Source organism: Aliivibrio thorii (genome assembly GCF_057368585.1).
In genome coordinates, this window is record NZ_CM170655.1 from 517,563 (window position 1) to 529,768 (window position 12,206).

The window sequence follows — 12,206 nt, forward strand, 5'->3', positions numbered from 1 at the left end:
TTCCACAGTTTGAAACTACCAGCGACCATAATAAATTCCGAACAATCTAGAATGAAATAGAGATAATAATTTTGCTTCGTTCTTACACTGAGCATAATAACGATTACGTCAGTTAATGCCTTTCAAAATTAGTCAGAAAATTTTAGTTCTTAGACATTTCACTTACCGATAGTCACTTGTTCATCTCCCGTACGAACTTTACTTGGTGTTGTACCAAAACGACGGCGATAACTTTGTGTAAAGTACGATTGGCTTGAAAAACCGGACTCCATCGCGACGTCCACAATACTCATTTTACTAGTCAGTAATAGCTTATGAGCATGCAATATACGACGCTCACTAATCCAGGCTCTCGGTGAAATACCATAGTATTCGTTAAAAAGCTCTTTAAACGTCGTAAGACTAGCACCAAATTCTTGAGCGTAGTCCGTCAGTTTCCACTCTTTGAGATAATGACGTTCCATAAAGCGACGTAATCGATCTGAACTTTTGTTTGTCAATTGTGACAACAAGGCATATAGGTGTTCACCCTGTTCGCCATGTAATAATAGGATGAGCATTTCCTCATACTTTAATCGCATAATAGCGTCAGGATACGACTGCTCTTCTAATGTTTTCATTCCTGATAACGTTTGTTTAATCAATATATTAAGAGTAAACGAAAATAATCCAGATTGAATGTTCGCGACCTTTGGAAAAGACATTAAAAGCTCACTATGCTTTTGCAATAGTTTACTGACAAACTCGTTATCAAATTCAATAACTGAAGCCCTATATTGACCATCTATCGGTGTATATTCTAGTAAATAATCACCTTGAGAAAAGTAAATACCACAACCAGCAACAACATTAAGTGTGCAATCTCCAGTTTTTACTCTCAATAGACCATTGTGAATGACAACAATCTGGGACTGACCAGAATGAAATACTTCATCTTGTTTTTCACAACAAATTTTTCGCGAACGCAAATTGCCCCCTTCAGTGTTAAATTAATCTAACACATCTATTCCTAACTAGAAAAATTGTCAAAGTTTGACTTAAATACGAACAACACAATTTTAATTAAAGAAGCATACATTGCACTACCATACCCTCAAATAAACAATGAATAGATCAAGAATTACCATAGACAGTAAAATAATATTTTAAAATAAATTTGCCCAATATTTTTGTGTATTAATATTTATAATAACGATGAATCATGCATTTAGATCATTAGCTCTAATTACACCATTAAATGGTTTCACATACCATAAAAATAAAAGCTAGTGAAAATAATATTATTAATTTAAATACTAACTAGAACAATACATAAAAATAAATATTACTATGTAATATAAACTTAACAAGTTAATAAAAAAATAAATTATTATTTGCATCCTTGACAAAGGCTATACTGTCACATAAATATAAAAAAGATCAACTATTATTTATGTTTTATGTTAACCAAATAACCTATAAAATCAATAGATAACATATACTTATAAATCTCTATTACTTTATTTATTTCGCAAATAAAACTCTATACGGAATTAAGTGAGAATACTCTTTGGAATTTACTAAATAAAACACCGTTAATATTTACATCACCTACAGAAGAAACATTCATATAAAAAATGCCAACCAAATTTGATAAACATACAAGCTGATTTACATTTAATATACTCTTTATAAATTATAATTTAGCTCAAACTAATTATTAGTAATTATGTTTATAAATAACAACCTTACAGCCATTAATGGTTATAGGGTTGTTATTTTTTTGTGCGAAATAAGACTATTGAGAATACAATCCAATAAGTCGTAACAATTAGGTATCGTGGATATCTTTATAAGGATAATTCGTTATGTTTAAACGATTTTTGATATTAAGTTTTTCGATAATGATTGCATTATCATTCTTTGCTTCCGTTTCTTCTTTTTTGGCTTTGTCTGATTTATCAAGTATGGCCATAAAGTATCGTTCTCAAGCTTTAAAGAGTACTGAATGGGGAAGAATCCAAGCTAATGTATTGGAAGCTAGAATCCAGGCTATTAAGTATATGAATAATACTAATCTTAACCAATCTAACATCGACCGTTTCAAGCAAAGGCTACAGGCTTCGATTGAAAACTCTTCTAATTATCCAAATATTCAAAGTGAACTAAAGTTATATAATGAGTCATTTCAGGAATACATTGAGACCAAGAAAGAATGGATATCTATAGAAGAAGATCGAAATGAATCATATAAAGAACTTATGTCATCAATACGATCAAATAATTCAATATTATCAAAAAAAGTTTTGATTAGTCTTATCGAACTAGAAAACATGTACATTAAACTTTCACATAATCCAAATGATTTAGCCTTGAACAAAAGTCTAAATATTGCTTTGGGAAAAAAGGACAATGAGACTCTCGCTTTATCTACTTATAAAACTTTGCTGTCGAAATCAGTGAAAAATTTGATTTTAATGAACTCGAAAGCTTCTTACTTGGATATTATTGGTCCGAAGCTATCATCAGAATCTGAAAATGAGAAGTTATCTAGTATAAAAGAACAAGATATCATTGGTCCTATACTCAATAAATTACTGACCGAATATAAACGTTATGCAATTTTCTTTGGGTTATTCTTTGTAACAATACTATCTTTTAATGCCAGAATAATTTTTAATCGGGTTTTTAATTCCTTAGGTGGAGAGCCAGAGAAAATAGCTCGCCTAATGAAAGATATTTCTCAAGGAAAATTAGTAAAAACTAAAGGAGTTGAACAAGTTAAAGGAATTCTTGGTGAACTTGTTGCTATGAATGACTCTTTAATTTGTCCAATTATGAGTGTTAGAGAAGGAAGTGAAGGAATTAGATCTCAACAAGAGTCATTACTAATTTTAATGGCAGAAAATAAAAATAATTCTTTAAACGAGCTATCTTCTGTAGAGCAAATTGCGACGGCATCGACAGAACTGGCATCGACAGCCAGTGATGTTGCAGATAATGCTCAAAAGGCTGAGCTAGCAGCTCAAGAAGCTAATGAGGTTATTTTATCAAGTCAATATACGTTAAATCATTCAACCCAAACAACAGAATCGGTTTCTAATTCGATTATTGAAGCACAAAAGATCGTTATCAACCTTAGAGAACATTCAGAGAAAATTAGCAGTGTTGTAGATGTTATTACCAATATTTCAGAGCAAACTAATTTATTAGCATTGAACGCTGCAATAGAAGCTGCTCGTGCTGGAGAGCAAGGGAGAGGCTTTGCTGTAGTTGCTGATGAAGTGAGAGCTTTGGCTGGAAAGACTCAACAATCAACGATCGATATTCAAGAAATTATCTCTCAATTACAGGATCAATCTAAACAAGCTGATGAATCAATGAGTAAAAATGTAAAGTTAATGAATATTACGCAATTGGCAACAGAAGAATTAGCTAAATCATTTATCGTTATTTCAGAAAAAGTCGCAAGTATTTCTGACGTTAACGCCATTGTTGCGACAGCTTCAGAGGAGCAAAGTGCAGTAACAATGGATATTTCAAAACAGCTTGAAGGTATGAGTATTTTGGTTCAAAAAAATCTTGAAGGAATATACGAAACTGTTAATTCTAGTAATAGGGTAATGAAACTAGCTCATAATTTGAAATTGGATATGGATTTTTTTAACATTGAAAACACGTAGTTTTAGTGTTTCATAAATTTAACTAATGTACGATAAACACTTAACTAGAAAAAGCTGTCATGTACTAGCGATAATCAAAGTGGAGTTCTCACGCGCTGTCATTTTTAAATAAGTAATATGAGGGTAGAATGACAGCAAAAGGAATAAATCAACCGAACAAGTTAAATAACTTGGAATATTACAAATAGAAATGCAAGTTATTAGTCTCACTAGCATTTTTCCTGTGAATAGTTTCCTAGACCTTGAAAGTAACAGTTTTTATTATTGAATAATATTTATCTCTGCTTATCGGGGCCTTAATAGGATTTACATATTATTAAAATTTTAAGAGGTATATAATGACAAAGACACTTATTGCTAACACTTATCAATCATTTATTGATATGTGCATTAACGAGTTGGTTGAGGATACAAATATTCATTGCACCTTTCCACTAATGACCAATGAAATTGAAAGTCTTAAAAAGTTATTTATTAAAAATAGTGGCTTAAAAATGACGGTTACAAAAACCTCACCTCAGTTAACACCTAATCAGATTTTATAACGTGGTTAACAAATTATGTATATAGAAGATATTAACAGTTTAAAGATCTACTACTCTGGTAATTTAAAGTTAAAGTCAGAAATTCATAAGCTAATAACAGGAAAAGGACATTGCAGTTATAGCTTATCTGAATTTTTAGTTTCTAGTTTCTCATATAATAAACAATTTAATCTTATAGATATAGAGCTAGAAAATAGCATTCAATTAAATGACTTTGATTTCAGTAATGAAGATATTGAATATCTAACCCTTTCGATTAATATAAAATATTGCCTAGCTAATAAACGGGTAATAAATATTACCTTTGAAAGTAGCTGTCATGATGTTGTAGCAAAGCTAATTGATTTCGAATTTCTCATTGATGCTAGATTAAATTTTTAATAGAAAAAAAGGTTCATCGCGGCTTTCCGGGGAAAGCCGCTTTTATCTTCATAAAGAAATAGTCTGTATCTCTGTAGCCATACCCCATTCTTTTGATCAGCTTAATTTTGTTATTTATTCCTTCCAGTGTACATGTATTTAATCAATATAAAGCCGAACTAACAATTCCGTGAAGGTATGGTTTTAACTTTCGTGCAAAACTGATTAATGGTTGGATCCCACTCTCATTTACCTGTTGCCACCATACATCCCATAGTTCTATTGCCTGCGTTTCTGAGTCACAATACCAGAGCTCTTTTAATTGCTCTCCTAGCAAATGAGTCACCATTAAATCGTGGTTTACCGAAAGTATTTCATCTAGATAACTCTGTTGATTTGCGTCTAGGTTGTCTCTATTTTTCAAAAGGATCCAGCGTGAACGCTTAATCCAACGACGAGCTTTTTTGTCTTCTTTGAGTTGATTCGCTTGATCTACCCTAACTCTATCCATTACCTCTCGTCCATATTTGGCTACCACATGAAAAAGATCGTATACAATACGCGCATTAGGGCAATGAGCTTTCACTTCGAGATCGAAAGCTGTATTCATATCCATAGCTACTGTTTCGATATTTTCGGCATGCTCACCAAGCTCTTCAAAGAAAGGCCTGATATCAGTTCGGCTTCTACCTAAACCAATCCAAAGCACTTGATGTGTCTGCGCATCGGCAATCACTGTTGCATATCGATGTCCTTTAAATATGGCAAACTCATCCATCACTAGTTGACGTAATTTATCCCATGGTATGTCAGGGATAACTCGTTTAAGTCGTTGTTTATCAATGTTCTTTATCGTGTGCCAATGTACTCCAGTCAGTTCTGAAATATGTTTAATCGGCAGCAAAGGCAGCAGTTGTTCAATATATTCTATCAATCGATTAGTCAGGCGTGAGTATGGTTTAAGCCAAGATATTGCTTCCGTTTTTGTACCACATAGCTAACATGTAATGCGCCTAGTCTGAATCAAAAGTTCAACTGGAGCTCCTAATATCATAGCGTCTTTAATAATTCGCCACTGAGTATCGTGAGTAAATTCAGAGAGTCGCCCGCAAGAGCAGAATGCTGGGGAATCAGGCTTTAAGGTTATAGAGATTAATGAATCAGTTTTATGAGACTTTACGATCTGAAAACCTTTCCAGAATGATGATAAAAAAGTATTATTTGGCATGAAAACGGCAGTTTGTGAAAAGTTGTGTTTGGCGATGTAACTTTACCACTAACTGCCGTTTTTGTTTTCAATTCCCGCGAATCTGCGATGAACCTTTTTTCTTGGGGCATATCAATCGCCAGTTTAATTTTGGCTTCACCAAGATCATTGACTAAAGCGATTTGTAAATCATATTCACCGGCTAAAACTGAAACAGTTATGTCGTCATTAATAGCAATCACTGGTGCATCCCCCATTCTAGTTTCAGCTGGTAACCAATCTAACACTTCTCTTGAAGTCCTTCCTGTTTCTCTACATTCCCCGAAGAATCAACAAAACGATATGCAACGCGATAAGGATAATAAGATGGGGCAACCCCACTATTTTTCCATTCAGACATTATAGTTATTGAACTCCCACTAGGAGCAACTTTAGGGTGTGTTAACGATCTCAGCTCAAAGCGATAACCAAGCTTTTTAAGCACCTCTTGAACTTCAGGTTGGTATTCATTAGGAATAGGCTTTGATTTAGCATTAATTAATGAGGCGTGGTGGTCTAGCGCATAATTGAATACCTCGATTACCTCTTTTTCACTAAAGTCATGCTCTGTTTTCCATTTTGTCATATCATCACATGTTTCAAATTGAACGGGAGCTTGTTTCCAAATACTTCGAATTTGAGACCCATTATTTTCAGCATTATCTAGCGCCTCAGGATAGCCTTCATCCATATGGCTCCATGAGTCAGAGAAGTAACCATACTTATCTTCTAAACAAGCCTTCTTGATTATTTGCATATAACTCTAGTGTCCCACTACTAGGATAAGCATCTTCAAGATTCAACTCCCCCAAGATCCAATCATTCCAATATCGATACTGGTAATAATATTAGGATCATCAAACTTAGTTCCTAATTCATTAATCAATGCCTCTGCAGCCATTAGAAATACAGATTCGGTATAATCAGGAACTAAAGGGCCGTTTGGAGAAGCAACAACAGATACTTTAGCCATTAACCAATCAGGTAATTTACTTTCATTTGATCCATATCCTGTATTTTCCATAGCAATAATACGTAGAGCTAATTTTTTATTAACCGCTTTAGCTTTATCAACAACCTTCTGAATCTCACTAAAATCAAACAAATCAGCATCTGTTGGCTGAATATCAGACCAATTCCAGCGATAATAAACGGTATTAGTTTAAGGAGTAAGAGGGAATGGGCTTCCATTGATTATCTTTAATGGAAATAGAATGAAAATCAGTAAAGCCAATATCAGGATTAATAAATACTTGGCAACTGATTTTTGGCTTAGTCGTTACCAAACCACCCTTTTCAGTAACCGAACTTCCCATTGCTGTATCATAATAATTTATGGGATCTGTCGGCGAAGCATCATTAGAACCACAGCCAGCCAAGAATAATGACAAAAAGAAGAAAGGTGACACTTTTAAGAAATACATAAATAAACCAAACAGATAAACTAGCTAAAGTTTACAAAGGAAAAGAAAAAACATGTGAACCCTCTGTCAGATCTTTCTTTATTCTTACTTCTAATAAAGAAAATAGAGATCAAAACAGAAGCATGATCAAGGTTACATTCTTCTGGATCCTTAATTGACTTATACTATGCTACAACTAATTCGAGACTGCTTAATGGACTAACTATGAAAACAGCTATTCCTCCCCCTCTCTTCATTTCCTTAATGGGCATCTGTTTATGTAGCTTTGCTGAAAAACCTAATATATCAATACAATATTCAAAACCTTTAAATCAGCAAGAAATCACAATTCAGCAAACGATAAAAGAAAGTGGCATTAATGACACATTGATAGCTCTTTCTAACGACTATTTCCCATTTAAGAACAATAGGCGCCTACGGCGCAAATCAAAAGGACTCAACCCTCTTCCATTATTGCCAATAAATCGTTTATCCTATCGTCATACACGCATATAAGCCACTGAAGCAAGTATTTAATAGTCAAAACAACTGGCTTAAACTTCTTCATGATAACAAAGCCAACCTAAGAGCGATCGTGATTGAAAATGTCACAAAGATGCTGTCCTGTGGGACAGCGGCTTTTGGCTCTCGCGAATATCATTGTTGTAATCCTAACTGCACCCATATCAAATATATTCACCAAACCTGTAAATCACGAGCGTGCAGTAGCTGTGGCATGAAAGCCACTGAGCGATGGATACAAAAACAACAACATGTCTTCCCTGAATGCGAATACCAACACATCACCTTTACCCTTCCAAACACGTTATGGCCAATCTTTCGTCATAACCGCTGGCTGTTAAATAAATTATTCAAATGTGCGACAAACATTCTGCTGGAATGGACAAAAGAGAAAGGAATAGATATCGGTATCTTTTGTGCTCTTCATACTTACGGTCGAAAACTGAATTGGAATACGCACTTACATTTATCGGTCACTCATGGGGAATTTGTGAACGTACTGGTTTATGGAAACCAATTTACTTCCAAATGAAAACGACAGAGCCTTGTTGGAGAGCGGCTATCGTCAGTTTATTAGGCAAGGCTTATGATGAGCTTGATTTATCAAGCAAAGAATGCCCCTACATCCGTAATAAAGCGGATTGGTCACGCTTTTTAAGCAATCAATATAATCGTCGTTGGAAGCTTCATTTTACTAAAAAGACAAATAATGTAAAACCGACGATGAACTATCTTGGTCGGTATTTAAAACAGCCACCGATTTCAGCGTCACGCTTAAGTCATTACGCCAAAGGCGGAATGATAACGTTTGATTATTTAGGCCATCGAACAGGAAAAACAGACAGCCTAACGTTATCACCAGAAGAGATGATAAGACGGATAGTAGAGCACTATCCTGATAAACATTTCAAGATGATCCGATACTACGGTTTTTTATCAATGCGTCGTCGTGGAGAAGCTCTGCCTAGAGTTTATGCCGCTTTAGGTATGACAATATAGAGGCTGAGCCGAAAATGCCAGAGTATGCCGCAATGTTAAAAGGATATGTAAAAGTAGATCCGTACGAATGTATTTTATGTGAAAGTCGTTTGGTGTTTACGAATTTCCGAGTCGGAAATTCGGTCAATGATTTAGTCACCCATACGATAGTTCAGTCAGAATTGAGGGTTGCATAATAAGGTTTGTAGGATAAGTGTATCTAAAACTCATTAAATGAGATTAAAACGAACATAAAACCCGCAATCATGAGTATTTCTGCATCTATTAGATAATCCTGCACAATACAGTGTGTTATCGCAAGAATGGTTAGAACTTCGTAAGTAATTTAAAGATTATCCAATTGGTAAGAGAGCATACAAAAAAACTCAGAGGCAAATAAAACAAGAAATGAATTTAAGTTGGTTAGGTGGGGAATATTGCTAACAACACATCAAGGTGTCTATAACATTTCTTTACGAATCACAGAGGTTGCCTAAATTGGTGGCTTTTTTTGTTGCTCGCGATCACGTTTTATTTCAAATACCACGAAAACCAAGCATAACTTTATTGTCATATGACAGTAAGGGAAACTCTACTGTCACACCTCAAATAAAACAATAGACCGTATACAGATTAAGGAAAGTGTTTAAGTTAGAATAGCGACTGACATAAGTTTTTTAGACGGTAAATAGACGAAGACCCCGATAATTAATTTTCATTAACTAACGAGGTTAAATAATCAATTGAGAAAGGCGGAGCTCTCCCGCACAAGGGTTTTACGTTCATCATGACGAAGCCAGAAATAAAACTGGCCTTTATTCAACATTCGTAATGATTCAAATCCTTGGATGGTTAACCAAGCTCGTTTCCTCAGTTTGAAACCACCAGTGGCCAGAACCAATTCCTTAATGGGGAATGATCTGACTCAATGGCATCTAATCGATATATTTTCGAACCGTTATTCTTTATATGCGTGCACTTCTTACCTGATCAATCATTTTTGAAATTCTCAGAACTTCCCCGTCACTACCGTATGTATTACTCGGTATATAAGTATCCCAAGCTCGGTCATTAAACACATCTTGATAAAGAACTTCTTTATCTGCCACATAAAATTTCACATGATCAATTACAGCCTGCACATTCTTATGCCTATATAGCCAACGCAATTCTGCACTGGTTATACTTTCGCCATACCCTACTTTTGATACGACTGCATCGATCTGTAAATTGGTTATGATAAAATGTATTGTTCCCCTACTTTCTATGTGGAATTTTAGCCCGCATTTACTTGTACGTTGCCATGCATTTTTAGCTCTTTTTTGTGGATCTAATTCTGGATCATGCCGAGAAGCAACATTATAATAGGGATCATTTTCTATGAATTTTTTAAAAGCAACTCCTCGCGGACCATCAATTAACCCACGATTAATGCTTTTATTACTAGAATAGCTTTTGGGTGAACTTGGATCCCAGACCGCGTTAGTAATATCATTTTGAATAATTATGTGCCTTTTAATGGCTGTCGAGCCAAACAATCCACAGCAATAGGCTGTCGTTATTGGCTGAGTTCGATTTATACCTCGGTTTTTAAGTGTTGCTAATGCTACGGCTCGAGGAGAATCTAAACCGTAAATTACATCTCCGTCTTGAAAATTATCAGCTAAAGCTTCATAATCCATTTAACACCTCTATTTATTTCACTATGCTTATTAAAACCTTGGTGGCCTTCATATTAACCACGGTTATATGAAGGCCAATTTGTGATTTTATTCTTTAACTTACCTATCAAGTAAACCTCTTAGAATCAGTGATAATGATCTGATCACAAAATTTACGAAAGGTTCCTTGATTTAGTTAACAACGCCATTTGTAGATCGACAATTCCTGCTTCTAATTGAAGCGTTTCTGTTGCTGGATAGTAAATGAAATGCACTCTTAATTTCGTCAAAATTTAAAGTCAGTTCATCTTCAGTTAACTTTAATTAGGGCAAACCTATTTGATGAGTAAATCTAAGTAAAACCTCATCTATGATTTGGCGTGCTGATATAGAAGCAGTTCCTTTAATAGATTAAAAGGTAAATTAGATTCGATGTTTATCAAGTTTGGTTGGAGATTTTTATATTAAGATAAGGAATTTGAATGTTGCTGAGGTGGCATTGATTTACGGGGTTGTTGCAAATAATTAGAACCGTTAAATCATTGACTCAACATTAGAACAAAGATCAAGTAATTAATTTATTAGATAGTTCAGTTTTATAAAATTATAAGAGATTGATTATATTCGACATTTATTTTCATTCTTTACATTAATTCATCAAGATAAGCAACCTTCGGTTGCAGCTTCCACGCTGCAACCCTTTCGAATACAATAACGTGACAACATCACGTTAGCCTTTTCTATGTACGACCCTAATCATTTTAAACATCTATTTACTCTTGGCAGGTGCTTCTATAAAGCATACAAAGATAATTACCCTTTTCGCACTGTAGAATTAGAAGCCGTCGTAAAATATCTTTCTTGCAAAACAGACCGCTTAGGGAAGCTAACCTATTCATGCAGAAACAACGCCTGCTCACACGTAAAATACGTTTTTAGTACTTGTAGTAAGTTATGCCCCTCGTGTGGCCAAAAGACCACAAAACGTTGGATAGCAGCTCAGAGTGAAATACTTCCAGATTGTAAATTTCGCCATATTACCTTCACCATGCCAGGTCAGTTTTGGCCTTTATTTCAATTAAACCGGTGACTCTTGGGGGATCTTTTTTCTATTTCTGCAAATACGTTACTCACTCAGGCGAAAACTAAAAAATTAACCATAGGTATTTTTGCGGCTCTTCATACCTATGGTCGGAAGCTAAACTTTAATTGCCATATTCACTTAGCATTAGCTGAATTAGGACTGTGGTTCAAAAATGTTTTTCAGCGGATTTATCCGAGGGCCTAAGCTTGGTCAATTGAAACCTAGCGTTATTAAGGCCAATGTAGACAGTATTACTAGGATAGAACCGTCTTTTTGATGTCATTCTGAGTGAAAAACAAACAGATTGGGAATATCCAGAGAATTAGAAAGAATTGCTCTTATCGAATGTCCTTACAGGACTTAAGGTATGACTCGATATTGTTGTTACTCTCAACTTTGAAATTCCTGTCCATAAAGAATCACTCGATTACTTTTCAAAAAATAAATACTAATAACGCTTTAATAAATCGCCGCAGCTAGGTGCGCTTGATACTTTATTGCATGAGGCAGGTCATGCTTTTATCGCTGATCAGAACATTCCGGTTTTAGGAAAAGAAGATGCCGTCGATCACTTTGCAACCATCTTATTATTAAACTATGTAGATAGTGGTGATGATATTGCGATAAGTGCAGCAGATATGTTTACATTTGAGTCTGAGGATAGAAAAGAGTTTTGTGAATTTCAATTTGATTCATTAAGTCAAAGTTGGGATCATTATTTTAAGCAAACAAACTAAATATAAGA

Annotated in this window: 11 protein-coding genes and 5 pseudogenes; 7 read left to right on the forward strand and 9 right to left on the reverse strand. The window is 34.7% G+C overall.

Annotated features, from left to right (window positions below; genetic code table 11):
- Positions 1 to 158 precede the first annotated feature (158 nt).
- The gene (locus AC2IP4_RS16545) at positions 159 to 968 is read right to left on the reverse strand and encodes a helix-turn-helix transcriptional regulator (protein ID WP_375320044.1); all 810 of its coding nucleotides are present in this window, start codon (positions 966 to 968) and stop codon (positions 159 to 161) included.
- 879 nt (positions 969 to 1,847) lie between these two features.
- On the opposite strand from AC2IP4_RS16545, the gene AC2IP4_RS16550 reads away from it, so the two are divergent.
- The 3 genes from AC2IP4_RS16550 (at position 1,848) to AC2IP4_RS16560 (ending at position 4,588) form a co-directional block, all read left to right on the forward strand.
- A complete protein-coding gene (locus AC2IP4_RS16550) occupies positions 1,848 to 3,662 on the forward strand; it encodes a methyl-accepting chemotaxis protein (protein WP_375320043.1) in 1,815 nt (604 codons plus the stop codon).
- A gap of 338 nt (positions 3,663 to 4,000) precedes the next feature.
- Positions 4,001 to 4,207 (forward strand): hypothetical protein, encoded by a 207-nt coding sequence (locus tag AC2IP4_RS16555; RefSeq protein ID WP_375320042.1) that lies wholly within the window; start codon positions 4,001 to 4,003, stop codon positions 4,205 to 4,207.
- A 15-nt stretch (positions 4,208 to 4,222) separates the two neighbouring features.
- Positions 4,223 to 4,588 (forward strand): hypothetical protein, encoded by a 366-nt coding sequence (locus AC2IP4_RS16560; protein WP_375320041.1) that lies wholly within the window; start codon positions 4,223 to 4,225, stop codon positions 4,586 to 4,588.
- A gap of 13 nt (positions 4,589 to 4,601) precedes the next feature.
- Here AC2IP4_RS16560 and AC2IP4_RS16565 read toward each other — a convergent pair.
- The 5 genes and pseudogenes from AC2IP4_RS16565 to AC2IP4_RS16585 form a co-directional block, all read right to left on the reverse strand.
- A pseudogene (locus tag AC2IP4_RS16565) lies at positions 4,602 to 5,795 on the reverse strand (ISL3 family transposase).
- Complete coding sequence (locus tag AC2IP4_RS16570; protein WP_375320040.1) at positions 5,744 to 6,061, reverse strand: hypothetical protein; 318 nt, start codon at positions 6,059 to 6,061, stop codon at positions 5,744 to 5,746. Before AC2IP4_RS16570 ends, AC2IP4_RS16565 begins: the two are co-directional and overlap by 52 nt.
- Positions 6,055 to 6,570 (reverse strand): DUF4832 domain-containing protein, encoded by a 516-nt coding sequence (locus AC2IP4_RS16575; RefSeq protein WP_375320039.1) that lies wholly within the window; start codon positions 6,568 to 6,570, stop codon positions 6,055 to 6,057. Before AC2IP4_RS16575 ends, AC2IP4_RS16570 begins: the two co-directional genes overlap by 7 nt.
- A gap of 42 nt (positions 6,571 to 6,612) precedes the next feature.
- Positions 6,613 to 6,918 (reverse strand): hypothetical protein, encoded by a 306-nt coding sequence (locus tag AC2IP4_RS16580; protein WP_375320038.1) that lies wholly within the window; start codon positions 6,916 to 6,918, stop codon positions 6,613 to 6,615.
- Between the two features lie 52 nt (positions 6,919 to 6,970).
- Positions 6,971 to 7,237 carry a hypothetical protein gene (locus AC2IP4_RS16585; RefSeq protein ID WP_375320037.1) on the reverse strand — a complete coding sequence of 89 codons (267 nt, stop codon included), beginning with the start codon at positions 7,235 to 7,237 and terminating at the stop codon, positions 6,971 to 6,973.
- Positions 7,238 to 7,441: 204 nt separating this feature from the next.
- On the opposite strand from AC2IP4_RS16585, the gene AC2IP4_RS16590 reads away from it, so the two are divergent.
- Both AC2IP4_RS16590 and AC2IP4_RS16595 read left to right on the forward strand, forming a co-directional pair.
- On the forward strand, positions 7,442 to 7,732 hold the full coding sequence (locus tag AC2IP4_RS16590; protein ID WP_375320036.1) for a hypothetical protein: 291 nt from the start codon (positions 7,442 to 7,444) through the stop codon (positions 7,730 to 7,732).
- Positions 7,719 to 8,913, forward strand: a pseudogene (locus AC2IP4_RS16595) (IS91 family transposase). The gene AC2IP4_RS16590 and the pseudogene AC2IP4_RS16595 overlap by 14 nt, the downstream one beginning before the upstream one ends.
- 542 nt (positions 8,914 to 9,455) lie before the next feature.
- Here AC2IP4_RS16595 and AC2IP4_RS16600 read toward each other — a convergent pair.
- From AC2IP4_RS16600 to AC2IP4_RS16610, 3 genes and pseudogenes are all read right to left on the reverse strand, one after another.
- Positions 9,456 to 9,661 (reverse strand): annotated as a pseudogene (locus tag AC2IP4_RS16600) (DDE-type integrase/transposase/recombinase); the annotation flags it as partial.
- Positions 9,662 to 9,681: 20 nt separating this feature from the next.
- The gene (locus AC2IP4_RS16605; protein ID WP_375320035.1) at positions 9,682 to 10,398 is read right to left on the reverse strand and encodes a hypothetical protein; all 717 of its coding nucleotides are present in this window, start codon (positions 10,396 to 10,398) and stop codon (positions 9,682 to 9,684) included.
- A 185-nt stretch (positions 10,399 to 10,583) separates the two neighbouring features.
- Positions 10,584 to 10,767 (reverse strand): annotated as a pseudogene (locus AC2IP4_RS16610) (type III secretion system chaperone family protein); the annotation flags it as partial.
- A 352-nt stretch (positions 10,768 to 11,119) separates the two neighbouring features.
- Here AC2IP4_RS16610 and AC2IP4_RS16615 point away from each other — a divergent pair.
- Together AC2IP4_RS16615 and AC2IP4_RS16620 are read left to right on the forward strand one after the other, a co-directional pair.
- Positions 11,120 to 11,623 (forward strand): annotated as a pseudogene (locus tag AC2IP4_RS16615) (IS91 family transposase); the annotation flags it as partial.
- A 335-nt stretch (positions 11,624 to 11,958) separates the two neighbouring features.
- Complete coding sequence (locus tag AC2IP4_RS16620; RefSeq protein ID WP_375320034.1) at positions 11,959 to 12,198, forward strand: DUF4344 domain-containing metallopeptidase; 240 nt, start codon at positions 11,959 to 11,961, stop codon at positions 12,196 to 12,198.
- The last annotated feature ends 8 nt before the right edge of the window (positions 12,199 to 12,206 follow it).

Coding starts and splice junctions, on each gene's coding strand:
- AC2IP4_RS16575 (WP_375320039.1), bottom strand. CDS start 6,570: ATGCAAATAATCAAGAAGGCTTGTTTAGAAGATAAGTATGGTTACTTC.
- AC2IP4_RS16590 (WP_375320036.1), top strand. CDS start 7,442: ATGAAAACAGCTATTCCTCCCCCTCTCTTCATTTCCTTAATGGGCATC.
- AC2IP4_RS16585 (WP_375320037.1), bottom strand. CDS start 7,237: ATGTATTTCTTAAAAGTGTCACCTTTCTTCTTTTTGTCATTATTCTTG.
- AC2IP4_RS16550 (WP_375320043.1), top strand. CDS start 1,848: ATGTTTAAACGATTTTTGATATTAAGTTTTTCGATAATGATTGCATTA.
- AC2IP4_RS16555 (WP_375320042.1), top strand. CDS start 4,001: ATGACAAAGACACTTATTGCTAACACTTATCAATCATTTATTGATATG.
- AC2IP4_RS16605 (WP_375320035.1), bottom strand. CDS start 10,398: ATGGATTATGAAGCTTTAGCTGATAATTTTCAAGACGGAGATGTAATT.
- AC2IP4_RS16560 (WP_375320041.1), top strand. CDS start 4,223: ATGTATATAGAAGATATTAACAGTTTAAAGATCTACTACTCTGGTAAT.